This is a genomic window from Streptomyces sp. XM4193 (assembly GCF_023072595.1).
In the GTDB taxonomy this organism is placed as follows: Bacteria; Actinomycetota; Actinomycetes; order Streptomycetales; family Streptomycetaceae; genus Streptomyces.
On record NZ_JALLGK010000001.1, the window covers coordinates 363,326 to 388,112 of the forward strand.

Consider the following 24,787-nt stretch of genomic DNA (forward strand, 5'->3'; position numbering starts at 1 on the left):
TGGGCCCGGTGGGCGGCGGCCGGCCCGCGGGTCCCGGGCTCAGAAACGAGCCGCGAGGAGGACGACGTCCTCGGGGTGCGGCTCCTCGCAGCGTTGCCGGCCGAGCACTTTGTGCAGCACATGGTCGACGAGGGCGTCCGGATCGTCGCGTACGTCCGGTGCGGCCGTCGACGCGGCGGAGTGCAGCCGGCTGAAGGCGCGGTCCATCGACTCGCCGGTGCGCCGCAGCAACCCGTCCGTGTAGAGCAGAAGCGTCTCGCCGGCCTCCGGACGCACCTCGACGCTGGGCGCCTCCCAGCAGGCCAGCATGCCCAGCGGCGCCGACAGCGTCGTCTCGACGAACTCGCACCGCCGCGGGCCCACGATCAGCGGCGGACAGTGCCCGGCGCCGGCGATCACGATCTTCCGCGAGGCCGGTTCGGCGTACCCGAAGAGCGCGGTCGCCGAGCGCGCCGGCTCGGTCAGCCGCATCAGCAGCTCCAGATCCGACAGCACGGCCACCGGATCCTCGCCCTCCATCACGGCGTACGCCCGCAGCGAGGCGCGCAGCCGTCCCATCGCGGCGACGGCGCCCGGCCCGGAGCCGGTGACCCCGCCGACCGAGAGGCCGAGCGCGGCTTCGGGGAGCGGCAGCACGTCGTACCAGTCGCCACCGCCGTGCGGGCCGGCGAAGTGCCGTACCGCCAGCCGTACTCCGGGCACCCGCGGCAGCCTGGCCGGCAGCAGCTCCTCCTGCACGGCGGCGAGCGCGGACTCGGCCCGGAAGAGGGACAGCCGCCGGGCGAGGTGCTCGGCGGCGCACTGGAGGTAGAGGCCCAGCAGATGGCGCTGCCGCTCGGTGGGCGCCGCCGGCTCGTCGTACAGCCAGACCACCGCACCGAGCCGGCCCCCCGCCCCGTTCGGCACGGGGACGCGGTGGACGGGCAGGGGCGGGGGGCCCGACGGGCGCGACGGCAGCGGCGTGAGCGGCTGCCCGGCGGAGGAGTCGGGGGAGACGGGCGAATCCGGGGACGGGGCCGGGGGCGGGCCCGGGGCGGCGGGCGGCTCATCCGAAAGCGTGACGTCGTCGGTGGCGCGGGAGGTGCCGGTGGCGGTGTCGGTGTTGGTGTCGGCTTCGGGCGGCAGGGCGGTGGAGTGGGCGGCGGCGCCGGTGGGGGTGGCGCTCGATGGGCCGGTCGGTGCCGTCGGCCCGGTGGCGGTGTCGGTGCTCCCGGTGGCCCCGGTGCTCTCGACGGCGCCATCGGCGGCGCTCGCGAGGGCGGGGTCGGCGTCGGGGCCGGGCGCGGGCCGGAGCGGCGCCGCGTGGAGTGGTACGGCGTAGCTCGCCGCGTAGCCGAGCCGGGCGGCCACCTCGCGGTGGCGCGGGTCGAGTTCGTCCTGGCCGGCGATGTCGGGGTGGCTGATCTCCTCCGGCCGTCCCGGCTCGGGCAGGCCCTCCAACAGCCGTCCGTAGAAGGCGGAGCTGTCGGTGACGGTCTCGATCTGGCCGATGTCGGCCCGGCCCAGACCCAGGCCCAGCGTCCGGTCCGGGCCCAGCCCGTCGGCCGGTGCCAGCACGATCAGTCCGCGCTGCGCGCCGACCAGCACCGCGCCGCCGCGCAGCGTCTCGTGCAGCGCCTCCTCCAGAGTGGTGGCGCGGACGAGGCCCTCGGTGAGCTCGTGCAGGGTGGTGAGATCGGAGATCCAGCCGGCCAGCCGGTCCTGCGCGGCGGCCAACTGCTCGACGGGTGTGGGGGCGTCGGCGTACGGAGTGTGCGGGGCGTCCGCCGAGGCGGGTGCGCGGTGGTCCGGGTGGCCCGGATCGGCACGAATGTTTTCGGACTCGGCGAGCGGCTCGTGCGCACTGCTCTGCGCCGAACCTGCCGCGGGAGAAGGCGGGTTAGTGTGCTCCGCCCTGGGTAGGGAGGAACTGATTCCGGCCACTTTTGGCAGATGGTGCGTTGTCATGAGCAGCGGCTTTCGCCGGAGGGCGTATCTGTCACTAGCATCGCAAACCCCCATGTCGTGCTGCTCTGCTACCAGTGCCTCCAGAAGTACACGCACCGGTCAGAGAATGTCCAGCAATGTTGTGATCCGGGCGATGGTGCCCAGGCGCCTTCCGGCGGTGGGGAGTGACAAGCCGAGTGTCCCGCAACTTGGCGTGAAAAGTACCCCAGTTGCGTCAAAACGAGGTCGACTGGATTCGTTCGGCAGCGCCACGACATCCGGGACGTCGTCCGGGCCGCCCCTGGCGGGTGTGCGGAGAGCGTGGACACGGGCGCGCTGCGGGGGTAGACCTCCCCGCAGGGGAACCCGATCCCGGTCCCGTGCGTCTCAATCGGGAGTCGAGGGCGACTGGTTCAGCAGTGGCGAGCAGAGATCGACACGATCGGAAGCACACGCGCAACGCACAGCGGGGAGCACGCGCGAACGCCAGGACGCGCCACCTCCCGCCAGGTTCCGCGCTCGGCCAAGAGCATGATGCGCTGCTCCGTACGCACAGTGACACGAGATCCACTCGCGGTGTACCGCTGCCTGCGGTCGGTTGCGAGAAGAATGTGAACTTCCCGCTCGTTGCACCACTCTGAAAGCGTTACGTCTGAAAGGTCCTGTACGCCCTGCGTACTGTTCGCGCACGCCGGTGAGTCAGCAAGCCGACACGGCACCACGTCCGTTACGGCGTCCACCGGCCCCGCGAACGGTCCGCGACCAACGGAAAGGTTGAGCGCTCATGCGTGAGATCCCCGGAAGGCAGCGCCTCGGCCGCTGGGCACGGCGGTCCGCCGTCCTCACCACCGCCACCCAGTGGGGTTGGCCGGTGGTGCCCGGGGCGGAACTGCGTGAGCCCGTCGGCCGATACGGCTCCGGCAGCTCCTCCCGCTCCACCGACAGCCCCGACGCCTCCACCGGCACCCGCGGCGCACAGCGGTCCCCGGTGCGCGGGGTGCGGGCTCGTATCGCCGCTGCGGCCGGCAGGGGTCCGGCGGAGGCGGGCAGCGACCCGGGCGCGGACGTCCGCTGCGAATGCGGGCGGCCGGACTGCGTGGTGCCGGGAGCCCACCCGTACGACCCGGACCTGCTCGCCGCCACCACGGACGCCCGGATGATCCGCTGGTGGTGGAGCACCCGGCCGCACGCCTCCGTGATCCTGGCCACCGGAGGGCGGGCGCCGTGCGCGCTCAGCCTGCCGGCGGGCGCGGGAGCGGCGGCGCTGCGGACCCTGGACGCCCGCGGCATCCGCACCGGCCCCGTGGTGGCCGGGCCGACCCGCTGGGCGCTGCTGGTCCAGCCGTACGAGCTGGCCGAACTGGGCGAGCTGCTGTACGCGTTGGACCATGTGCCCAGTTCGCTGCGCTTCCACTCGGAGGGCGGCTACATCGCCCTGCCGCCCTCCTCGACGACGGGCGGCCGGGTGAGCTGGGAGCGTCCGCCGCTGACTCCGCGCGGGGCCCGCACGCCGTACCTTCCGCCGACGGCCGCACTGCTGGACGTTCTCGTCGAGGCCAGTGCGACCGCGCCGGAGGGCGGCAGCAGGTTGACGTACTGACCCGGAGCCCAAGCGGGCGCCGGGGTACGGGTGTTGCGGCGCCCGTCACTCAAAGGGGTGGGAAGCCGCGCGACTTGTCGGGCAACGGGCGGAAGCGGGCGAACGGCGCATCCGCCGGCCCGTATGTTCGCCGCATGCCTCCGCCGCAGCACGCGCCACAGCGGCGCTTCTCCCGAGTACGCGTGGCCGCTCTCTCCGCGGCCGTCGCGCTGTCCGCCGTGCTGCCGCTGACCGCGGCGAGCGCGGGGCCCGTCGACGCGCCGCGCGAGCAGTCCCGGCCCCCGGGGGCTGCCGGGGTCGAGTCGATCCACGGGAGCCCGGGAGCGCCGTTGCGCGGTCCGTTGGACGGCTCCGGGGAGCGGCGCACGGCGCCGGAGCCGGACGAGTCGTCCCCTTCCGCGGGCGACCGGGAGCCCGGGCCCGCTGCCGCCGCGGGCCCCGCCCCCGCACCCGCCGCCGGACCCGAAACGAACTCCGGCCCCACCGCGCGGTGCGGTCCGGAGATCGAACTCCGCGAGTGGGTGATGGCCCAGACCTGCGTACTGGAAGAAGAAGACCACACCCGCGGCCGCACCTACTACCGCAATACGAGCGGTGCCCCGCTAATGGGAGTGCTCACGCTGCTGCGCCCGGACGGCAGGACTCTTCAGGTGAACTGCGAACTCCCGGCTTCCGGTAATCCCGGCAGCTGTGAAACGCCCCGCGAACGCACTCTGCACCCTTTGGAACACGAGGAGCCCTATACGGCGATCGCCGAGATCGCCACCGCCGACGCCGAACGCATGCTGGTGCGCGCGGGCAGCAACCCCGCCGGGGAACAGCCGCGTTGAGGCGGCGGCAAGTGCCTCCGGGACGTCCGGCGGTCGAAGTCCCGACTGTCCGAGTGCCCGAGTCCCGACTGCGCGACGGCCCGACTCCCGACTGCGCGACGGGTGAAGCCCCGGTCGTGCAGCGGGAGGCGTGGGACGGGAGGCAAGGGGCGGGAAGCGCTGCGAACTGCGCCTCGGGCGGTGCGCCCCGCCGCGAAGCGGGCCGGGTGGGACGTGCTCGAAGCCGCCGCCGTCGCCGCGAGTGCGGGCCCAAAGGGGACGGACCGGGTGCCGCAGCCGCGGGTGCCCGGCACCGGCAGCCGTACGCGGGGGTGCGGGCCCAACCCGCTGGAACGGCCCTCGAAAGCCGGCACGAACCGGGTGCGCACCTGGGCAGGAAATGGCAACGCCCGATCGCTGGCGACGGGGGATGCACCAGCGATCGGGCTTCGGAAACGGTAACAAGAGATTCGGCTCAGGCAAATTCCTCGGCGCCAATTCCCGCGCCGATTCCCGGACCTGAATGGCTTCTTGTGATAAGCGTCACGAGTTCCCGCGAAGTATGGCCGGGAGTTCGTGACAGGTGTAATCGACTTGAATCGCGCCGGGTCAGCTGAGGGTGATCTGCCGATTCATCAGCCCGCTGCGGGACTTGCGCTCCTCCGCGGTCAGCGGCACGGTGCTGCCGAGCGCCTCGGCCAGCCGCTCCTGGAAGGCCGCGGCGGGCTTCTCGCACTCCTCGGCGGTCATCGCGCTCGGCAGGTCCCACACCGGGACGAGCAGCCCGTGCGCACGGAACGAACCGACCAGGCGGGTGTCCTCCCCCAGCGAGGAGGCGCCGGCCGCGTGCAGGCGCGAGAGCGCGTCGAGCAGCTCCTCCTCGCCGTGCGGCATGACCCAGCGCAGATGGTTCTTCTCCGGGGTCTCGCACCAGTAGGCGGCCTCGACGCCGCCGAGGCGAAGGGTGGGCAGAGCGGCGGAGTTGGCGCGCTCCAGCGACGCGGCGACCTCGCCCGAGGCGTCCTCGGCGTCGCCCAGCCAGAACTCGAAGCCGGTGTGCACCTCGGGCACCAGCTGCACCTGCGCGTCCAACACGTCCTGGAGGCGCGGGGCGTCGACCGACGGCCGACCGGTGGCGATCGGGCTGCCCGGGTCGGCGTTCAGGCCGCGCAGCAGCACATCGGCGAGGTCGCGGCTGATGTCACCGGAAGGAGTGTCGTTCTGGATGCCGACCATGACGCTGCCGTCGTCGCGCCGCAGGCCCGGCCAGGCGAGCGGAAGGACGGTGGCGAGCGTCACCGAGGGGACGCCCTCGGGGAGGCCGTCGCGCAGCGTCAGAGACGCGGTCGCGGCCGGCACCAGCTCGCGCATGGCGACCCAGTCGCACTCGCCCGCCAGGCCCTCGAAGGGTCGGCGCACCAGCTCGGTCGCGGCGTGGGACGCCTCGCGCCCGTGACAGGCCTTGTACCGGCGGCCCGAACCGCAGGGGCAGGGCTCGCGCGCACCGACGACCGCGACCTCCCCGTCGGCGAGCTGAGGCTTGGCAGCCTTGGACTGGGGGCGACGCTTCTTGGCCATGGCGCGAGTCTCCGTGTCGTGCGAACGCTGTCGCGCGCGAGCTTAGGGCACCGGCTGCCGCCCGTGCTGCGGTATCCGAACGTCCCCAACCCGTGGCCGACGCGCCGGAGTCCGCCCAACGGCCGCGTCCGAGCCCGCCCACGGGCCGAAGGGACGTCGGCGTACGAAGGGGGCACGAACGGGCGCGAACGAGCCCGACGGGCTCAGCCGTGGTGGCCCGGAGCGCCGTGCGGCCCCGAAGTGCCGTGCTGGGGCCCGGCGTTGCGCCCGCCGGGGGCACTGCGCCGCTGACCGCGGGCCGACGGCTCGTCGAAGCCGGTGAACTCCTCCAGCCCCTCCAGCGACTCCAAGGCCTCGGTCTCCAGCGCGGATTCGGGCCGGGGCTCCGGTCTGCCCGCCTCGGTCCTGCCCGCCTCCGGCCTGCCGGACGCCCGTACGCCGCCGTGGGTGCGCGCCGAGCGCCTGGCCCGGCCGCTGCCCGGTGCCATCGCGCGCAGCCCGCCGCGCCCGCCGCCCCGCGGGCCGAGACCGCCGGGCAGCCCGGGCAGGCCCCGACCGCTCAGCCGTGCGCTCGGCGAGATGCTCTGCGGGGCGACCACGGCCCACACGGTGACGCTGCCGTCCTCGCCGCGGTCCTCGACTCCCCAGTCCCGCGCGAGCGAGGTGATGATCGAGAGCCCCCTGCCGCCGTGCGCGCTCACCGACGGTGTGGCTGGAAGCGGTCTGGTCGGACCGCCCCCGTCCGTGACAGAAATGGTCAGACGCCCGTCGGAGGTGTGCGCCCAGTCCGCGCGGACCGAGTCGTCGGGAGGGAGAGGGGACGCATGGCGGCAGGAGTTGCTCAGCAACTCGGAAAGGATGAGCAGCGCGTCGTCCACCACGCTGTCGGGCGCGCCATGTGCCCGTAGTTCTTCGCGCATACGCCGCCGCGCCAGACCGACGCCCATTGGTCCATAGGGCACGGCCATGGTTGACGAAGCCGGCACTTCCTGTGCCATTACGAACGCCACCCCCGAGACCTCCTTATTGCCCCATGCCAAGAAGATGGATGCCCTTCGCGGTGCGAGGGGAAACCGACAGGCAACGGACGTTTGTCACTCACGTCATGAACTGACACGGAACGCGTCCGCAACTGTGCGACGAGTGAGGAAAAACGACCGGGTGAATGCCTCTAAAGCCGCCCAAGGTCGGACAGTTGGGACAGCACCTGTTGTGGTCTGTTCGTAATCAGCGCGTCCACTCCCAGCCGTGCGCACAGTTCGACGTCGATCGGGTCGTCCACCGTCCAGACGTGCACCTGGTGCCCGGCGCGCTGCGCGTGGATGACGTACTCCGGGTGGTTCCGGATGATCCGCACGCTCGGCCCCGCGATGCCGACGCCCACCGGAAGCCGTCCGTCGCGGTAGCGCGGCAGCAGGAACTGCATCAGATAGACGGTCGGCAGATGCGGTGCCGCCGCGCGCACCCGGTGCAGTGAACGCGCGGAGAAGCTCATCACCCGTACCGGAGTGGGCAGTCGGTGCTCCGCGAGCAGCTCGACCAACCGCTCCTCCACCTGCCCCGCCCAGCGGGTCGGGTGCTTGGTCTCGATCGCCAGCTCCACCGGACGCCCGGCGTCGGCGTACTCGCGCACCAGACGCAGCAGCCGGTCGAGCGTCAACACCGAGGCACGCTCCGGGTCCTCGGTCTCGGGCTGCTCGTCCGCGTCCTTCCAGGAGCCGAAGTCCAGGGTCGCCAGCTCGGAGAGCTCCAGTGTGGAGACCGCGCCCCTGCCGTTGGAGACGCGGTTGACGCGGCGGTCGTGGACACAGACGAGATGGCCGTCGGCGGTGAGGCGGACGTCGCACTCCAGCGCGTGGGCGCCATCCTCGATGGCTTTGCGGTAGGCGGCCAGAGTGTGCTCGGGAGCGTCCTCGGACGCCCCTCGATGGGCGATGACGGAAAGGGGGCGCACGGCGTCATCGTGCCACTTTCGGGCACCGCCGGTCGTCGGCGCGGGGCCGCGAGCCCGGCCGTGCACGGGTTCGGGTCGATGCCGGCGCGAGGTTGTCCGGTTCGCGCCCGCCGGTTGGCCGGAAGAGGCCGGAGGAGGAGCGCGGCGGGGCGTGCGATGTGGAGGGCGGGCGTGCGGAAGGAGCGGTGTGGGGCAGGAGTGAGATGGGGGCGAGGAGAGGGGACGGCGTGCGGCGAGGAGCGGGAGAGGCGCGTGGCGGGGAGCGGGAGAGGTGTGCGAGGAGGGAAGACACGTACGGCTTACGCCGCCTTGACGTGCCGTGGGAAAAGCTGACCGCAGACTGGTTCTAGGGTGAACAGCCCAGGCGTGACTGTCGTGTACCTGAGGAGAGAGCTGTGAGCACCGAGCACGAGGGTGTCGGCCGACCGTCGGACGAGGGCCCTGGCGACGAAACGGCCCCCGCCGACCGAGTGCCGCAGAACACCCCGCAGCGTCCGCCCGTGACCCCCGAGGACGCGCCCCCGGCCCCGCCGCGCGACGGTACGCCGCCGGGCGGCGAGACGCCCCCGCCCGCCCGTAGGGCTCCCGGAGGCACCACCCAACTGCGGCGCGTCACCCCGGACTCGGCACCACCCGCAGCCGCTCCGGCGGGCCCCGCCGCTCCCGGCACTCCCGGCACTCCGGCCACCGGGTCGGCAGGCGGCACGGGAGAGCAGCCCGGAGCCGGAACGCCGGCGCCCGGCGGTGGCGGTGTCTGCGGTACGGAGGACTCCGGCCTCCCCGCTCCTCCGCCCTCCGCACCCGCTTCACCGTTCGAACCTGCCCCGGGCGGCGCTCCCGCCGACGCCGGCACCGCGCCCGGCAGCGGGCCCGGCAGCGAAGGGGCGGTCGGCCTGACGAAGCCGCCCACGACTCCCGGCGCACCGGCAGCTCCAGGCGCCCCACCCGTGTCCGCCCCCGCGTCCGGCGGCGGTGCGGGAGACGAGGCGCCCACCCAGCACCTGCCTCCGGTGAACCCCGCGGCCGGCGCCAACCCACCGGCCGCCCAGCCACCCAGCGCCGCCGGCTCCCCGGTCCCCGGCCCTCCGACCTCCGGTGCGCCCACGACCGGTGCGCCCACGACCGGTGCGCCTCCGTACGGCGGCGCCTCCGGCGGAACGTACGGCGGAGCAGGCGGCGCGTACGCCGGCACCGGCCACTCCGGCGACAGCGGCACCCAGGGCGGCAACCCCTACAGCGCCGGCGCGGGCGGTACGTACGGCGGAGGCGTTCCCGGCGGCACGTACGGCGGCGCGGCCGGCGCACACGGCGCCGACAGCCCGTACGCCGGCGACGGAACCTACGGCGGCCAGGGCGGCGCAGGCGGCCACGGCGGTCACGGTGGCAGCGGTCCGTACGGCGGCGGTGGCGACAGCGGTGACTACTGGGGCGCGCCCGTACCGCCGCCGCAGCGCAAGAAGGGCCGCGGCGGCCTGGTCGCCGCCGTCCTCGCCGCCGCGCTGCTGGCCGGCGGCATCGGCGGTGGCGTCGGCTACTGGGCCGCCGACCGTTCCTCGGGCAGCTCCCCCGACACCGTCTCCGCGCCCGGCAACGCCGGGGACCGCGCGGCCGATTCGGTGGCCGGCATCGCCTCCAAGGCGCTGCCGAGCGTGGTCACCATCCAGCTCAACGGCGGGACGGGCACCCAGGGCGGCGGCACCGGCACCGGCTTCGTCTTCGACAAGCAGGGCCACATCATGACCAACAACCACGTGGTGGCCGCGGGCGACGGCGACGCGGAACTGACGGTCGTCTTCTCCGACGGCGAGAAGTACGAGGCAGAAGTCGTCGGCCGCGCCGAGGGCTACGACGTGGCCGTCATCAAGCTCCGCAACCCCGGCGACGCCAAGCTCACACCGCTGCCGCTCGGCAAGTCCGGCGATGTGGCGGTGGGCGACGCGACGGTCGCGATCGGCGCCCCGTTCGGCCTCTCCGGCACGGTCACCACCGGAATCGTCAGCGCGCTCAAGCGTCCCGTCGCCTCCAGCGACGGCGAGGGCTCCGCGGCCTCGTACATGAGCGCGCTCCAGACCGACGCCTCCATCAACCCCGGCAACTCCGGCGGCCCGCTGCTCAACGACTCCGGCGCCGTCATCGGCGTCAACTCCGCGATCCAGTCGACCGGAGACGGCATGGGAGGCTCGGCCGGCAGCATCGGCCTGGGCTTCGCGATCCCCATCGACCAGGCCAAGCGCGTCGCCCAGAACCTCATCGAGACCGGCGAACCCGTCTACCCGATCATCGGCGCCACCGTCGACATGCGCGGACAGGGCAAGGGCGCCGAGGTCATCGAGGAGGCCGAGGACGGCAGCGACTCCGTCATCTCCGGCGGACCCGCGGACAAGGCGGGCCTGCGCGGCGGCGACGTCATCACCAAGCTCGGTAACACCCAGATCGACAGCGGGCCCACGCTCATCAGCGAGATCTGGACCTACAAGCCGGGCAACAAGGTCAAGCTGACGTACGAGCGCAACGGCAACGAGAACACCACCACCATCACCCTCGGCAAGCGCACCGGCGACTGACCGGACACCCTCCCGGCACCCTCCCGGCGGCGGGTGCCCGGCGACGACAACCGCCGGACACCCGCCGATGACCGACGAGTTAAGCTGTCGCCGTACCGCCCGCGCGGCGATACCGGGAGGTGTGCCCGAGCGGCCGAAGGGAACGGTCTTGAAAACCGTCGTGAGGTAACCCCTCACCGTGGGTTCAAATCCCACCGCCTCCGCCCAGGTCGTAGAATATGCGGTTCAGAAGGGGTGCTCTCTCGTCGAGGGGCACCTCTTCTGCGTTCACCCTGTCGCACCCCGACTCGTCCCTGTACCGGCTTTGACCAGTGCGTGTGGGCCATCTGTGGGCCAGAGGCTGGGGGCTGTTCCTCGGCGAGGCCCTGAGCGCTGAGCCGGTTGAAGCTGGCCTGGTCGCGCTTGAGGATCTTGGCGTAGAAGCGGTACAGCACGGCGATGCTGTGGCGCGCCTTCTCGGCCACCTCGGCCGGGTTGAGCCCGACTTGATGCACAGGGACACGCCTGCGTGCCGCAGGAAGTAGGGCACCGAGGCCAGGGGGCGCCGCTTCCCATGCCGACAGGGCCGTGCGACGCGTGGCGTCCGACGGCTCGCAATACTCGGTGGATCGCACCCGGCCGCCTTGAGCCGCCCGGAACAACCGTCTTCCACAGCCGTGCAGTGTGTCGCGAGGTGTTCGGGTCTGTATGACTTAAAAGCGATTACCCCTCGGGTGGGCGGTCGGCTAGGGTTGTTAGCGAATTGAGCGCAAAACTTTCCTGGGGGGGAATGATGAACGCTTCCATTCGCAAGCGCGCCCTTACGGTGTTCGCGACTGCCGCCGTTCTGGCGGGTGGGACTTCGATGCTCGGTGCCGGTTCCGCTTATGCGGGACCGTCCGCAACATTCAGCATCGGAAGCCTTCAGGGCGACGGCTCGCGCACCATCACCGTCAAGACGGGTGGTTCCACTGCCGGCACGGTGAAGTGGACGGCGAACGGGGACAAGTTGACCGCGTCGGACGTCAAAGCGGACGGCCATGGCATCTCGGGCTACGTGACCGCCAACCCGTACCTGATTGCCAACACAGCTGGGCACAACTCCCCGTACACCGACACCGCTCAGCGCAATCTGCCTGAGGATAAGGTGTACACGTTCTGGGCATGCATCGGAAACAACAACGTCGGCCTTACGTGCTCTGACGTCGTGAAGGTCACCTCGTAGTGTTAAGCCGGAGTCGGTGGGCGGCCTGCTCGGTGGTCGGGCGTAGCTCTGGCCAGAGGCCCCTGGCGGGCCATGCGTGGGCTGAAACAACGGGCAGAAGGTCGTCTCAGAGCATGCGAGCAGGTCAACTGTTACAGGGGCAGTAAGTTGTCATCCGTCTTGAACCCACGGTGAGGTAACCCCTCACTGTGGGTTCAAATCCCACCGCCTCCGCCCGATAGGCAAAGCGCCTCTGAAGGGGTGCCCGTCCATGACATGACGGGCACCCCTTCGGCGTTGCAGGGTCTCGTCCTGCGCTCGCTCAGTTCTCGCTGCAATGAGTCTCTGTGGGCCAGCCACCGGCCACCGGCCTGCGTAGGTGGGGCCGGCGCTCTCGGCTGGAGTGCTGCCGTGGGGGCAGGCGGTCCCAACTGGCAGGTGGGCTTGCTCGCCTACTCCTCTGTGGGCTGGGTATGGGCCAACTACTGTCGTGGCGTTGTGAGTTGAAGTTGGGCAACCAACGGAGCTCGGCTGCTGCGCCGCGGCGGACATCGGTGACGTGGCTGCTGTGGGGGTGCTTGAGTACGTGACGGACGACGACGATCGATCTCGTGCCAACCGGCCCGGTCAAGGTGACAGTCCGCCCGACGGCCGCGACGACGGCTGGTTCAGTCGGCACCAGCGGGCAGCGTGGATTGCGGCCGGTGCGACGCTTGCTGCGGCTCTGATCACCGTTCTGGTTCCGATTCTTGCCTCGTCGGACGAGGACGGCGGAGCGGCGGCCCCGTCCGACGGTCCAACGTCATCCGCTCCCGAATCGGACTCCGCGCCGGAACCCGAGCAGTCGGCGGATTCGAGCAGGAGCCCGGATTCGTCGACCGGTTCGTCCTCTGCGAACGGGACCGAGCTCTGGAAGGGCTCGCTTCTGCTCGACCACAGCCCCAAGGATCTGGACGCCGGACAGCCAGTAGCAGTCGGATACGCCGACACCGGCGATCTGTACATGACGTTCGCGAACCAGATCATCGGCGGGCACGGCTCGGTTGTCTCTCTGTGGGCCGGCCCTGCGGACACCCTCCCCGATTTCCAGCAGTGCGCGGACACAGTGACGGCGGCCGGGGCAGGGGAGCAGGAGCTGGTGAAGGACGTGGTGCTGTGTGTGCAGACGAGTGAGGGGAACATCGCCCGGCTCAAGCTCATCGAGCGTGGCTCAAGCGGTGCCGGTCGAGATCACCGCAACTTCGATGCGGTGATCTGGCAGGGGAGCTGACCCGGTCGCCCCAGCGGTCGCGTCCCGGACGGGAGTTGTTTTCGAACGGTCAGGGTTGGGCGTCTGCTCGGCTTGCCAGGCCGCGGAGGTCGGGGCCGGCTGAGCGGCCCGCTGCGAGGGTCAGATCGCGGATCGTCTCTCGGGCGGCCAGGTGGGTGCGGATCAACTCCGGTGACAGCTCCTCGGCTTGAAGGAGTGCGGCCTGCGCCTCGCCGAACTGCTTGCGCTGTGTGTACGCCCGGCCCAGGTCCATGAGCAGGCGGGCACGCCGCTCGTTGGACAGCTCGGAGGCGTCGATTCGGGTGCCCCGGTCGATTGCCTCGCCCGCGTCTCCGAGTTCGACTGCCAGGGACACGGCCTGGATCTCGACGTTCGTGGGGCCGAACTCCAGGTTGTAGTCGTTGCGGTCCTCGCCCAGACGGTCTGCCACGCGTTTCGCCTCGTCCAACGCTGCACGGGCTTTGGCTCGCTCGCCCGCGCGAGCGTGCGCCAGGGCCAGCGCGAGGAACAACGCTCCCGTAACCGAGTGTGCCTCCGGCTCGTCACGGTCAGCGGCGTACCGTTCCAGAGCGTTGAGGGCCGTTGTCGCGCCGTGTTCTGCCTGGTCGAAGCGCTTCAGTCGGACGAATGCCTGAGAGAGCCGGAACACTCCGGCGAACACCTCGAGAGGTTGACCGCACTCTTCTGCGGAACGAATCGCCCGGTCTGCCGCAACCCACGCCGCGTCTGCCTCACCCTGTCGAACGAAGGCTGCGGCGAGTGCCTGATACGTGCGGGCAAGCAGTGAGGCGAGCGCCGGTCGTTGGTCGGCCGCGGCGGTCCGCATCGCTCGTTCGATCCGAGGTACGAGTGGCCCGAGCTCAGCGCTGAGTTCAGCGAATCGGTTCGCGTGAGTGAGTTCCCAGACGTGGTCGACTGCGACGGAGAGCTGATCGACCGACGCGGAGGTTCCCGCACCCGTGGGGCCGAGCAGAACCTCGGGCACCGGGTGCCCGGAGATGAGGAGCCGGGCCTGGTCGAGGTCGTTGGACCTCTCGGGGGCGGTCCTCTCGACCGCGATCCGTTCGGCGGGCGCGTCGGGACGAATCTCCTGGACCGATACGCCCAAGCCGTTGGCCAGCATCCTCAACACGTCGATGCGGTTGACGGGTTGCACTCCGCGTTCGACCTGCGAGAGCCAGCTCGCCGTGCGGCCGATCTCCGCCGCCAACTCCTTCTGGGTGAAGCCTCGTTGCTCTCTGAGGTGTGCGATACGACCTCCGAACGCCCGTCGTTCCTCTGAACTCACGGCAGCATCGGCGCCTTTCCGCTCGGACTGGTCAGGAAGGTCACCCGGGTGTCGGCCAGGTACTGCCCGCGCTCCCGCAGGAACCGCTGGACGTGAGGCTGATTCTCGTGGGCCTCGAACGCCTCACGGGACGCGTAGAGCTCGTAGAAGACGCGAACGTTCGGCTCATCGGGCACCTCGTGAACGACGTACGCGAGGGTTCCGGGCTCCGACTCCTCGATACCGACACGCGTCTGCGCGACGAGCTGATCGAAGCCGGTAGCGGCGGTGAGGTCGTGCAGTTCGAACCGTACGACCAGGCCATACGCATCACTCATTGCCGCGCTCCTCTCTGTCGCAACAGAGTCGCAGAACTTCAGCGTCACTGCTACTAACAGAAATGCTTGACTCGCAGAAAAACTGTTACTACGTTCGCAGTGAAGCTGCCAGTCGATCGGCAACGTTCCAGGACGTCCGCAGCGCAGGCAGGTGTGCCTTGGCGGCGCCCGGCGGTATCCGGGGGTGGCGCAGAGTTGAGAAGGAGCTGACCGAACGTGCTCGAACTCGTCCAGCGGCTGGTCAGCCGCAGAGCCGGACGCCGGGTCGACCGGCTCGGGCAGCCTCCTGCCCTGCCGACTCAACCGGGCCGCGGGGTGCGTGTGTTGCGTCGCCATCAGCCGTTGCGCGACCGGCCGGTGAAGGGTGTTCAGCCGTTGCGCGGTGACGACTGCCTGTTGGTGCGGCCCTACGTCCTTGCGCAGGAGCGGGAGGACCGGAGGGAGGATAGGGCGTTCTGCCGGCTGCTTCGGGAACGGCCGTACGTCGTGCTGGTCGGGGCGTGCGTATGAACTTCCCCGACGGGCCCGGTGTACGGCACTGCGTCCTCTGTGCCCACGAGTTGAGCCATGAGTCGGACGCGGAGTGCGCGGGTTCTGTGCGTCTGGGCTTGTGTCAGGCGTGCACACGGGCGGCTCGGCCGACGCGCAGCGGGATGGAGCAGGCCATCGTGATCGTCGCCGAGCAGCAGTTGGCGCTCGCGGAGGAGCTGCCGCTCGGGAGCGCCGGTGCGGAACAGTTCGCGTACCACTTCACCTCGCTGAAGCGCAGTCTGCGCAGCGTGCTTCAGCTCTTCCAGGAGGTCACCGCGGCTGAGAAGGACACGGCATGACCGGGCCCAGAAGTCCCGGGAGCCGGAGCGTGGTTGATGGTGCGAGTGCGGGGGCGTACGACGTGCTCACTGTGACCGCCAAGACCGTACGGCGCGGCGACGTCATCGACATCGGCGGCCGGGCACGGCGGATCACGGACATCCGTGCCGTGCACGGCGGCCGTCAGCTCCGGCTGCACACCGGCGAGTTGCTGGTGGTCGATCTGGACGGCGAGTACACCGTCACCCGTGGCCACAGCCCGGACGTTCGCGGGTGACGTGTCCTCGGCGCGTACGGGGAACCCGGTGTCCTGCGGATCGGCTTCGCGTGGCGGTCGCAGGGCGCCTGGCGGTCAGAGCAGGGCCTTTCTCCGGTGGTTGCTGTCCGTCCAAGTGGCGCTCACTGAGGGGCGGTTGCTCAAGGGGTGGTTGCCCTGGACGCCGCCCGAGAGGCGTCCGGAGGTCGGCCGGCTACGGGGTGTCGCTGGGGATGACGCAGTTCTCCGGTTGTTCCTTGCCGGTGGGCCAGGCCAGACCGGCGAACTTCAGGGTTCCCTCCCCGTCCTTGCCCGGGTGCAGCCGCACCACGGAGACGGGCTTGTTGTACGAGTTTCCGTCGCTGGTCAGGCAGATGAGGCCGCTCGTTCCCTTGATGCGGTGTCGCGAGTGGAGCTTCGACCACTGCTGGCTGAGGTCGGTGAGGCTGGGGACCCTGGTCTCGTCGGTGCCCTGGACCTTGTGCAGGGCGGTGCCGACGGTGAGGACGCCGTCGTGGACGAGCATGGTGCGTGAGTCGTCGAGGTCCGGGACGGAGCCGAGGTCGATGCCCTCCGCTGCCGTGTCGTCGATGAGTTTTTCGAGTTGGTCCAGGGCCGCCTTGGGTTCGGTGAGGTACTGGGGGAGCTGGCCCTTGCGGGGTTCGCCGTCGTTGGTCTTCTTCCAGTCCTTGATCCACTCGCTCAGTTCTGTCTCCCAGGCCTCCGGGTGGGCGGGGGCGGCGTACTGGACCGTCACCTTCGCGCTGCCGTCCTCGCCGCGCAGTTCCGCCCAGTTCTTCTTGCTCATTCCCTGGCGCAGCGAGGCGGCGTCGGAGCCGCTGATCAGGGTGAAGTGGCGGTCTGCGCAGGTCTGTCCGGCGAGGGTGAGGGCGAAGATCCGGAGGTGCCGGGTGCGTCCCGCGAAGTACACGGTGTCGGCCTTGGAGTCGCAGATGTTGTTGGCGATCTGCTTGAACTGGCTGCCGGTCGTGCCGGACCGGTCGATCGCCGGTGAGGTGAACGGCATGTCCGCGGGGCCGGCCGGGCCGGTTTCCTCGATGCCGCGGAACGCGCTTGCCAGCGAATCGTTGTAGGTGTCCCGTCGGGTGTCGTGCACCAGGACCGTTCTGGCGTTCTCGCGGCCCTCCTCGCCGCTGAAGCTCGCCAGGGCCTTGGCCGCGTTCTTGTTGGTGGGGAGTATTCGGGCCAGGCCGGGGAAGCGCTGCTGCTCGGCTCCCTCGACGTTGGCGATGTCGTCCCCGGTGATCCTTGAGGCCAGTACCGGCACGCCGTTCTCCGTCAGTCGTGCCACGGCCTTCTTGGTTGCTTCGAGGCTGAGGTTGAAGCCGGTGACGGCCCGCAGGTTGTCGCTGTCGGACTTCGACATGTCCAGGAGTGTGTTCACGACTTTGTCCTGATGGGCGTAGTTGCGCCCGGGGTTGGCCAGCACCAGACGGATCTTGGGCAGGTTGCCGTCGCCCGCGTTGGACTGCCGCTGACCCAGGTACGCGCCCTGGAGGTCGCTGCGCATCTGCCGTCGGAGCCCCGCCGCCTGCGACTGGAGGGGCAGCATCACCGCCACCGTGACATGGGGCGTGTCGTCGATCTTCTCGTTCTCCGCTGCGATGGCCTCGGCGACGGCGCTGATCTCGGAGGTGCCGAAGTCGTAGCCGGCGCCGTCGACCCCGATGCACTGGTCGTCGATCTTCTCGATGCCGTCGTGGCAGGTGTCCGGCTTCCGGAGCTCGGGAACGACGTACACCAGGGCGGCCAGGAGCGCCGCGGTCGACGTCAGCGCGTAGAGGATCTTGCCCCATCTGGGCAGCCGGTTCCATCTGGGCAAAGGGCTGGGCATCGTCGCTACCTCCGTCGGGCGAGCTGGTCGGTGCAGTCGCAGCGGAGCAGCGGTTGCTCGTTCGCGGCCAGGTGGCTCCATCCGGTCGCGGTCGGGCCGAACTCCCCGGCGCCGTCGAAGTCGAGGGACGACAGCTGCCTGAGCAGCTGCTCCAGAGTGCGGGCCATCTCGCCGCCCGTCGCGGTGGTGCGCTCCTCGCACAGCCATACGGCGTGCAGCAGTTGGTCGACGGTGCGGCGCAGCGGCGGCCCGTCCATCCGTACGAGTCCCTGGGCGCGTTCGCGGCGTTCGTCCGCCTCGCTGGGGTAGGGCGCCTGGGCGATCTCCAACAGCTCCTCGCACCAGCTGCGGGGGTCGGTGGGGAGCGCGTCGGCGAGGTGGCGGGCGACGTCGTCCACGCCTCCGGAGACGAGGTGGTGGTTCATCCGGTGGGACGTCGCCGACCGGAAGGCGTCGCCGCTGTGATCGTTGCCGGCGTAGTGGTCGCGGAGCAGCTGGTGGTCGGCGTACCAGGCGGCGCCGCCCGGTTCCAGGCCGTACAGCCGGTGCACCAGCAGTTGGCGCAGGCCGAAGTCGCCGATGAAGTGCCGTGTGCAGCTGGGCCATCCGGTGTCGTGGAGCAGCCGCGCGACCTCGTGCGCGGTCAGCCGCAGAACGCGTCCGGCCTGGTGGTGGCGGAGCAGGACGTCCGCGCACTCCGGATCGTGCGCCGCCGAGAGATGGGTGAGCAGGTCGAGCCACTGGTTGTGGTGCTCGTCCGGCAGCTGGACGGGCAGTTGGTCCAGGACCAGCTCCTGGAGGAGTACGTCCGTCACCGGCCGCTCGGAAGTGCCGTCCGGGCGGCGGAGCACGGCGTCGAGCACGGCCCGGTCGTTGGCGTCCGCCTCCATCCGGTGGTCGGCGGCGGCGGTGGCCAGCTGGATCACCGTGTGGGGCCGTCCGCCGCTCAGTTGGGCCACGGCAGCGGTGACCCGGCGGCGGTGGACGCCGCCCTCGCGCTCCGCGCCCAGCTGGATGCTCTCGGTCGCGCGGCGGAGCCGGTCGCCGGTGAGGAAGGGCATCCGCAGGATGAGCACGCCGGCCGACAGTGGGCCGCGGTCCTCCTCCGGGTCCCTGCGGCGGGACCACTCCGGCGGAACACCGTCCGCGGGGCGGAACGTCGCCACCTCCCTCGGCTGCAGACCTCCGTGCAGGAAGTCGCCACCGTCCGCGCGGCGTGCGGTGCCGACGACCACCACGCGGTCGCGCTGCCCGTCCCGGCGGTCGGTGAGCACACCGCGCAACAGCTGTTCGCCCAGGGGCTGTTCGGCGTGGTCGAGCAGCAGCCCGGGTCGGCCGACGCGGGCGAGCCAGCCGCCGAGGCCGTTGTACGCCGCCTCCAGGTCCTCGCGCAGTGCACGGAAGAGGAAGCGCTCCGCGTCCTCGCGCCGCTCGTCGCCGGACCGGAAGTCGGCGGCGAGCCGGTGCAGTCCGTGCCTGGGCTGGCCGGCGGCGCCGGGGTACTCGCCGTAGATGCGTGCGAGTTCCGCCTCCCCGCGGGGCGTCAGGCGCTCGAAGAGCACATCGAGCAGTCCGGTGAGAGCGGCGGCTCCGTACGGGCCGAGCGTCTGCCCGGCAAGCACTTCCAGCATCTTGCGCACGGCGCCGAGGAGCGAGCCGTGCCAGAAGTCGCGTGTCCCCAGGCCGCGCAGCCGGGGGCGTTGGATCAGCTTCTCGTACCGGTCGACCTCGGCCCTGACCGCCGAGTCGGTGTCGGTCGCGACACCGGTCGCGATCACGGCCAGGCCCGCGAAGCACCGCGGGAAGCTGAACGCTCCGCCGGTTCCCCGCCAGGTGTGCAGGAGCGTGGCGATCTCGACCAGCGCCTCCGTCGCCGCGGAGCGGGCACCGGGCTCGGGCAGGGCCCGGAAGGCGTGCACCGGTGAGGCGCAGTCCAGATGGATCACCGGCACCTGGCGGGCGAACCGCGAGTGCACCGTGCGCAGCAACCGCCCCTTGCCCATCCCCGGGCCGCCGGTGAGCAGCACCACGGGCAGGTCGGGCCCGTAGAGCGCCTTGCAGTCGGCGCCCGTGGGCGACCGGCCAAACAGCCGGGCGAAGAACCCGTCCGCGGCGAGGAGTTCTTCGAAGCCGAGATCCTCGTACACGCATCCCCCGTGGATGCTCTACCGCCCGAAAGCGGGTGGCCGATGTGGTGGGTGGAGGTTAACGGAGCGCAAGAGCTGTTGTCAGGGAAACGGCAATTCTTGCGGCACGGCGGGAAGTTGACGGTGGAGTTCCGGTTATGAATTCCGTCTGGTCGTTTCGGTGGTGGTGCTTTCGCTATTGATCAAGGGTGTTGTTCCCGGGCTTCGGTGCCGGGTGGGGGTGCCGGGTGCCGGGTGGGGTGCTGGGTGCTGGGTGCTGGGTGGGGTCGGGAGTGGGGAGCCGCGGGCTCGGGGCCGGGTGGCCGGGGGTGTGGCGGTACGGGTGGGGTCGGGGCGGGGGAGCGGGTGCGCGGCTGGTGGTTCCGTCTGTGGTGCGCGGTCTCTTGCGTGGCCTGTGAATGTCGGCCAATGGAATGGAGCGGCGCCTCGGTGGGTCGGTTTGGTGATTGGGGCTGTTTCGGCGGGATTTCGTGCGGCTTCGTGTGGACAGTGGAAACAATTTCGGTGAGCCGTTGCGCGTTTCTGGAGTTGTGCGCGTTTCCCTCTGTGGAGCGCGAGTTGGGGAATTCGGGGGCTCAGGGGAATTGAGGGGCTGGCGTGTGTCGTGGGACTCGTGCGTGTCGTGGGATTCGTGCGTGTAGTGGGGTCTGTGTGAACTGCGGTCGGTGGGGGTCAAGGGTCGGTCGGGCGGGGCTGGTTGGGGTGTGCCGGGCCGGTGCGAGCCCGGGGCGGCGCGGTGGGCGTACGGTGGTCGGAGGGTTGGGTGGACGGGTGTTCCGGTGGTCGAGGTGGGTGGATGTGACAGGCAGTCTGTCTTCTCCCTTATGGTGGCTTTTGTTGTGTTCCGTGCCTGGGGAAGGGAATCGATGGCAGCCACCACCACGGTCGTCCGTTGCGCCGAGGGTCATGAGTTTCGTACCGCCACGTTTCCCATGCAGCAGCTCGGCAGTGAACGCATCGGACCCGGGCGCCTGTTGAGGTGTCCGCAGTGTGCGCGGCTGCGGCAGGCCGTACCCGTGCGCCACCGGTCCGCAGAGAGCGACTGAGTTCACGTACGCGTTCACGTACGAGCGTTTCCACCCGGACAGGGGCCCGGCCGGTTGAGCCGGGCCCCTGTCGTGCGCGTACGCTCGTCCCGTGCTTCTCTCAGACAAGGACATCCGGGCCGAGATCGACGCGGGGCGGGTGCGGATCGACCCGTACGACCCGTCGATGGTGCAGCCCTCCAGTATCGACGTACGCCTCGACCGCTTCTTCCGGGTCTTTGAGAACCACCGCTACCCGCACATCGATCCGGCTGTGGAGCAGCCCGATCTGACGCGGCTGATCGAGCCGGACGGCGACGAGCCGTTCATCCTGCACCCGGGCGAGTTCGTACTGGCCTCCACCTACGAGGTCGTCTCGCTGCCGGAGGACATCGCCTCCCGGCTGGAGGGCAAGAGTTCGCTCGGGCGGCTCGGCCTGCTGACCCATTCGACGGCCGGTTTCATCGACCCCGGTTTCAGCGGTCACGTCACGCTGGAGCTGAGCAACGTCGCGACGCTGCCGATGAAGCTGTGGCCGGGCATGAAGATCGGCCAGCTGTGCATGTTCCGGCTGACCTCGCCGGCGGAGTTCCCGTACGGCTCGGAGAAGTACGGGTCCCGCTACCAGGACCAGCGCGGCCCGACCCCCTCGCGCAGTTTCCTCAACTTCCACCGGACGCAGGTGTGACGCAGTGACCGCGACGAACGACCCCCAGCGCGAGAACCTCACCTACGAGCGCTTCGGCGGCGCGGTGCGCGACCTCGCCCACACGATCGCCGACGACGGTTTCGAGCCCGACATAATCCTCTCGGTCGCGCGCGGCGGTGTCTTCGTCGCCGGCGCCCTCGCGTACGCGCTCGACGTGAAGAACCTCCACCTGGTGAACGTGGAGTTCTACACCGGGGTGGGCACGACGCTCCCGATGCCGGTGATGCTCGCCCCCGTCCCCAACGTGGTCGACTTCTCGCAGAAGAAGATCCTGATCGCGGACGACGTCGCCGACACCGGCAAGACGCTCAAGCTGATCTACGACTTCTGCGAGGGCCATGTCGCCGACGTCCGCAGCGCGGTGATCTACGAGAAGCCCGAATCGCTGGTCAAGTGCGAGTACGTGTGGAAGCGCACGGACGAGTGGATCAACTTCCCCTGGTCGGTTTTGCCTCCAGTGAGCAAGTCGGGAGAGCCGGCCAAGCCGAACCTGGAAGCACTGTAGTCCTGGCGCGGCGGCAGGCCCCGACGGCTCAGCACCCGATTGTTGGGAGCATGTCCGCAACGTCTGTGGCGCCCCGTCCGCTCAACTGGTCGGCCACACCGTCACCCTCGATGCCGCCACCCGCACCGTGGTCCGCGCCTAACCGACCGCCGACGATCCCACAGGCCGACATTTCACCACCTGCGGCAACCGCCGGGCGGCCTCCTGACTGCCGTCCTTCTCCAGCGTCCACGCCGCAGACACGTACCACTTGATCAAGGCGGGACTCTTCGGCGGAAAGTCCGACGCGGAAGACGTTCGCCCCACCCGCGTCTTCGCTTGCTTCGCTACCAAGTCCTGTACCTGTTCGACCTCCCTCAGCGCGCTCCGCGAGGTACGTCGTGCATGGCGGAGCGCCCAGGCAGACGCGGCCTGTACCCGCGCCGGCCACCCCGCCTTCGACGAGAACACCAGCCTCGTCACTGAAGCCCCTGGCCCTACCGTGCTCCGGGCTACCGCCCCGGCGAAGAACTCCTTGCCAATGAGGTCCACCAGGACCTGGCCAACACCGATCGCCTCAAAAGAGAGGCGATCCCTTCGCGGTGATCACCACAATCGAAGCGACGACGCGCCGGGTGAAGAATGAGAGTGCGAAGGGCGAGGTGGTTTGGATGCGGAAGCGTCTGGCGCGGGGACCCGAGCGTGATCAGGGAAGCGCTTCCAGCGGACAGGATGTCAGCGAACCGCTCGGGCCGGACAGCTCGCGCAGGACGTGATTGCGACGTCAGTTCGTACCTGTAAAACCGATCGTCCCGCCAGAGCGGCATCCTTACGATGGAGGAGGAGTCTGGTAGAAGGGCTGAGGATTGGAACAGCACGGCCGTGTCGCGTTGGTCGCTGTGTCAGAGATGGCTGTCATGCGGGCGCTCCAGCTGGCTGGGAACCGCGTTCTGGGCAGGCGTGGCCGTTCGGTTCGGGGCCCCATGAGGTCCGTCGACCGGTGGTCGATTCATGTGCACCTGCCCGTTGAAGACCACGAGCTTGACGCGTTGCTGGAAGGCGCCTGGGAGATCCCTGTCGCGGTCGGCTTGCCCAGCGGCCTCCTGGATGCTCTCGAAAGCCATGTACGGGCTTTGTTGGCAGCTGGCATCGAGTTTCGTCGTGAGGACCTTCTGCTGACTCTCTCTCAGCTTCCCGCAGGGCTTTCGCTTCCCTGGGAGTCTCACACCTCACCTGGGCGGTCGTGATGGCACGTGGCTCCAGTGAGAGTGAGCTCCACGCCGCCGGCATCGTGGAATGCGTGACCGGGCAACGGCTTGAACCCTACGACAGTTGCTCTGAATGCTGCGATGAATTCCACGACGAGAGCACAGCTGTCAACGGACGGTACGACTTTCACGTAGGGCAGACAGGTGCACTGGAAGTCACGCTCGCCACCAGCAGAGTTGCTGAACGGAACTCACGAGACTGGGCGCCGTATCGCAGTCCGCAGCCAGTGCCATCGCTGCGAAATCACTGGCTCGTTCTGGTCGAGAGCACGGCCAAGGTCAAGGCGCCACGTAAAGGGAAGGAGGGTCGCGGCTCCCCGGACTTTCTCGAAAGAGTCGGATCTGGGCTTGCTGAGCTTGAACGGCGGGGCGTCTCAGATCTTATGTGGGGGAGTCCATGTGCCTCAGACCCCTTCCATGATTCTGGTTGCCCGTACGGGAAGTTGCGTCGAGCGGGTGTTCAGTCCGCGAAGGCAATATCGAGTGACGGAACGGGCGCGATCAGCGTGACGGTGCTCTATGGGTACGACGCCATGCCTACGGCTGATGAAGAGGGTGACAGGAAGAAGGCGGCACGACTGGAGAGGAAGCAGCAGGCCAAGGAGGGACGGAAACCCGCGCCCAAGACTACCGAGTCCGACGAGCTGGGCCCCGTGCAGTGGTCGTTCGACCCCGGATTCATTGCGCATCTGGAGCGTCGGCGATCACAGGACGAACAGAGGGAAGTGGAAGTCAGCCGATCCTTGTTTGCTGATCAACTTTCTGAATTCGAGATCGTCAAACGTGCGCGGGAGGAGGTGGCCAAGAGGATCGATCTTGCGAGGGCAATGACTTGGCGGGAACGACTCCCATCTCCACCCAAGGCCAAGAAGGCGGATGCGGGCACTGACCTTGTGGACCTGCTGGAGGTTGAGTTCTTACTTCATCCCGATTTGGCGGCGAAGCTGAATCGAGTGAATCCCCGCCGTGTGCGGCGAGAAGTCTTCTTCTGGCTCACGTGGATGCGGGCGCCGGCCTGGAATCGCCTTACACGGCACAGCCTGCTGCCTGCCCGTGATCCAGAACTGCCCGATGGGGTGACCGGAGTCTGGGTCGGCTCTCTGGCGGATTCCACTCACGTTCTGCATTGGGATGACGAGACCGGGTGGGTCCGCCACGACTGGCCCGACGCGTTGCCCACTTCTATCTGTCGTAGGAAGCGGGCCACTTGAATCGGGCTTTCCAGGTCAGCGTCAAACCGGGTCGATCAGGTCAGGTCGACCTTCCTCCTGCCTTGTCCTGCAAAGTGGAAGATCACGGTTGTGAGGCTGCGCAGGTGATCTCCCGCTGTCGTTCGGTGGGGAGGTCGAATGCCTCTGCTTCGGTCAGGCTGACCGTGTCGCCCTTGGCCTCTGCCTGCTCCGCTCCTTGTAGAAGCGGGCTCGTTCCAGCTTCAGGACGTCCCACTCACGCTCCTTGCCGGAGAGGAATTGAAGGAACGTGGAGACGGTGCTCGTCTTGGCCTTCTCCGCCTCGATGAGCTGGGCGATGTCGAGAAGAAGCGATTCCAACTCCTCCTCCCTGGGTCACCGTTCCTCGGTCGGCAGAGCCGTTGTGGCGGCCCTCTCTTGCTGTTCCCGGAGGACGAGCCGGGCAATGAGATTGCCCACGGGCTCCTTGAACTCGTCGTGGGCGACGTTCCGCTTGAACCTGGACACGCTGTTCTCCTCGGGAGAACCCGGCGTCCGGTGCGTGCGTGGCGGCG

At 69.7% G+C, this 24,787-nt stretch carries 21 protein-coding genes, 1 tRNA gene and 1 pseudogene; 13 read left to right on the forward strand and 10 right to left on the reverse strand.

All coding sequences use genetic code 11. From position 1 onward, the window contains the following. Positions 1 to 39: 39 nt before the first annotated feature. Positions 40 to 2,001 carry a SpoIIE family protein phosphatase gene (locus MTQ01_RS01485; protein WP_374207628.1) on the reverse strand — a complete coding sequence of 654 codons (1,962 nt, stop codon included), beginning with the start codon at positions 1,999 to 2,001 and terminating at the stop codon, positions 40 to 42. Between the two features lie 709 nt (positions 2,002 to 2,710). On the opposite strand from MTQ01_RS01485, the gene MTQ01_RS01490 reads away from it, so the two are divergent. Together MTQ01_RS01490 and MTQ01_RS01495 are read left to right on the forward strand one after the other, a co-directional pair. Then, a complete protein-coding gene (locus tag MTQ01_RS01490; protein WP_247486463.1) occupies positions 2,711 to 3,526 on the forward strand; it encodes a bifunctional DNA primase/polymerase in 816 nt (271 codons plus the stop codon). A gap of 134 nt (positions 3,527 to 3,660) precedes the next feature. Then, a complete protein-coding gene (locus tag MTQ01_RS01495; RefSeq protein WP_247486464.1) occupies positions 3,661 to 4,356 on the forward strand; it encodes a hypothetical protein in 696 nt (231 codons plus the stop codon). A 588-nt stretch (positions 4,357 to 4,944) separates the two neighbouring features. Here the strand turns inward: MTQ01_RS01495 and MTQ01_RS01500 are convergent. The 3 genes and pseudogenes from MTQ01_RS01500 to MTQ01_RS01510 form a co-directional block, all read right to left on the reverse strand. Further along, positions 4,945 to 5,913 (reverse strand): DUF5926 family protein, encoded by a 969-nt coding sequence (locus MTQ01_RS01500; RefSeq protein WP_247486465.1) that lies wholly within the window; start codon positions 5,911 to 5,913, stop codon positions 4,945 to 4,947. 593 nt (positions 5,914 to 6,506) lie between these two features. Further along, positions 6,507 to 6,923 (reverse strand): annotated as a pseudogene (locus tag MTQ01_RS01505) (ATP-binding protein); the annotation flags it as partial. Between the two features lie 161 nt (positions 6,924 to 7,084). Next, the gene (locus tag MTQ01_RS01510; protein WP_247486466.1) at positions 7,085 to 7,867 is read right to left on the reverse strand and encodes a glycerophosphodiester phosphodiesterase; all 783 of its coding nucleotides are present in this window, start codon (positions 7,865 to 7,867) and stop codon (positions 7,085 to 7,087) included. 947 nt (positions 7,868 to 8,814) lie between these two features. On the opposite strand from MTQ01_RS01510, the gene MTQ01_RS01515 reads away from it, so the two are divergent. The 4 genes from MTQ01_RS01515 (at position 8,815) to MTQ01_RS01530 (ending at position 12,884) form a co-directional block, all read left to right on the forward strand. Then, complete coding sequence (locus tag MTQ01_RS01515) at positions 8,815 to 10,431, forward strand: S1C family serine protease (RefSeq protein WP_247486467.1); 1,617 nt, start codon at positions 8,815 to 8,817, stop codon at positions 10,429 to 10,431. Positions 10,432 to 10,546: 115 nt separating this feature from the next. Next, positions 10,547 to 10,634 (forward strand) — tRNA-Ser (locus tag MTQ01_RS01520). 566 nt (positions 10,635 to 11,200) lie between these two features. Next, positions 11,201 to 11,635, forward strand: coding sequence for a hypothetical protein (locus MTQ01_RS01525; protein ID WP_247486468.1), 435 nt, complete (start codon positions 11,201 to 11,203; stop codon positions 11,633 to 11,635). 565 nt (positions 11,636 to 12,200) lie between these two features. Further along, the gene (locus MTQ01_RS01530) at positions 12,201 to 12,884 is read left to right on the forward strand and encodes a hypothetical protein (RefSeq protein ID WP_247486469.1); all 684 of its coding nucleotides are present in this window, start codon (positions 12,201 to 12,203) and stop codon (positions 12,882 to 12,884) included. Positions 12,885 to 12,933: 49 nt separating this feature from the next. Here the strand turns inward: MTQ01_RS01530 and MTQ01_RS01535 are convergent, their stop codons facing one another. Both MTQ01_RS01535 and MTQ01_RS01540 read right to left on the reverse strand, forming a co-directional pair. Next, positions 12,934 to 14,172, reverse strand: a complete 1,239-nt coding sequence (locus MTQ01_RS01535; RefSeq protein WP_247486470.1) for a helix-turn-helix domain-containing protein — start codon at positions 14,170 to 14,172, stop codon at positions 12,934 to 12,936. Further along, entirely contained in the window at positions 14,169 to 14,489 is a 321-nt protein-coding gene (locus MTQ01_RS01540) for a putative quinol monooxygenase (RefSeq protein WP_247486471.1), read from the reverse strand. Before MTQ01_RS01540 ends, MTQ01_RS01535 begins: the two co-directional genes overlap by 4 nt. Positions 14,490 to 14,705: 216 nt before the next feature. Here MTQ01_RS01540 and MTQ01_RS01545 point away from each other — a divergent pair, with 216 nt between their 5' ends. From MTQ01_RS01545 to MTQ01_RS01555, 3 genes are all read left to right on the forward strand, one after another. Further along, positions 14,706 to 14,999 (forward strand): hypothetical protein, encoded by a 294-nt coding sequence (locus MTQ01_RS01545; RefSeq protein ID WP_247486472.1) that lies wholly within the window; start codon positions 14,706 to 14,708, stop codon positions 14,997 to 14,999. 143 nt (positions 15,000 to 15,142) lie between these two features. After that, complete coding sequence (locus MTQ01_RS01550) at positions 15,143 to 15,319, forward strand: hypothetical protein (RefSeq protein WP_247486473.1); 177 nt, start codon at positions 15,143 to 15,145, stop codon at positions 15,317 to 15,319. 29 nt (positions 15,320 to 15,348) lie between these two features. Further along, a complete protein-coding gene (locus MTQ01_RS01555) occupies positions 15,349 to 15,576 on the forward strand; it encodes a hypothetical protein (RefSeq protein WP_247486474.1) in 228 nt (75 codons plus the stop codon). A 193-nt stretch (positions 15,577 to 15,769) separates the two neighbouring features. Here the strand turns inward: MTQ01_RS01555 and MTQ01_RS01560 are convergent, their stop codons facing one another. Together MTQ01_RS01560 and MTQ01_RS01565 are read right to left on the reverse strand one after the other, a co-directional pair. After that, on the reverse strand, positions 15,770 to 17,410 hold the full coding sequence (locus MTQ01_RS01560; RefSeq protein WP_247486475.1) for an ABC transporter substrate-binding protein: 1,641 nt from the start codon (positions 17,408 to 17,410) through the stop codon (positions 15,770 to 15,772). Between the two features lie 5 nt (positions 17,411 to 17,415). Continuing rightward, positions 17,416 to 19,557, reverse strand: coding sequence for a hypothetical protein (locus tag MTQ01_RS01565; RefSeq protein WP_247486476.1), 2,142 nt, complete (start codon positions 19,555 to 19,557; stop codon positions 17,416 to 17,418). Between the two features lie 866 nt (positions 19,558 to 20,423). Here MTQ01_RS01565 and MTQ01_RS01570 point away from each other — a divergent pair. The 4 genes from MTQ01_RS01570 (at position 20,424) to MTQ01_RS01585 (ending at position 24,254) form a co-directional block, all read left to right on the forward strand. Beyond that, positions 20,424 to 20,603: a hypothetical protein gene (locus MTQ01_RS01570; RefSeq protein WP_247486477.1), complete on the forward strand. Its 180-nt coding sequence runs from the start codon at positions 20,424 to 20,426 to the stop codon at positions 20,601 to 20,603. Between the two features lie 91 nt (positions 20,604 to 20,694). After that, on the forward strand, positions 20,695 to 21,270 hold the full coding sequence (gene dcd / locus MTQ01_RS01575; RefSeq protein WP_247486478.1) for a dCTP deaminase: 576 nt from the start codon (positions 20,695 to 20,697) through the stop codon (positions 21,268 to 21,270). 4 nt (positions 21,271 to 21,274) lie between these two features. Continuing rightward, the gene (locus MTQ01_RS01580; RefSeq protein ID WP_247486479.1) at positions 21,275 to 21,796 is read left to right on the forward strand and encodes a phosphoribosyltransferase; all 522 of its coding nucleotides are present in this window, start codon (positions 21,275 to 21,277) and stop codon (positions 21,794 to 21,796) included. A 1,753-nt stretch (positions 21,797 to 23,549) separates the two neighbouring features. After that, positions 23,550 to 24,254 carry a hypothetical protein gene (locus MTQ01_RS01585; protein ID WP_247486480.1) on the forward strand — a complete coding sequence of 235 codons (705 nt, stop codon included), beginning with the start codon at positions 23,550 to 23,552 and terminating at the stop codon, positions 24,252 to 24,254. 153 nt (positions 24,255 to 24,407) lie between these two features. Here MTQ01_RS01585 and MTQ01_RS01590 read toward each other — a convergent pair whose 3' ends face one another. Together MTQ01_RS01590 and MTQ01_RS24780 are read right to left on the reverse strand one after the other, a co-directional pair. Beyond that, the gene (locus MTQ01_RS01590; protein ID WP_247486481.1) at positions 24,408 to 24,593 is read right to left on the reverse strand and encodes a hypothetical protein; all 186 of its coding nucleotides are present in this window, start codon (positions 24,591 to 24,593) and stop codon (positions 24,408 to 24,410) included. A 15-nt stretch (positions 24,594 to 24,608) separates the two neighbouring features. Beyond that, a complete protein-coding gene (locus tag MTQ01_RS24780; RefSeq protein ID WP_282613119.1) occupies positions 24,609 to 24,740 on the reverse strand; it encodes a hypothetical protein in 132 nt (43 codons plus the stop codon). Between the last annotated feature and the right edge of the window lie 47 nt (positions 24,741 to 24,787).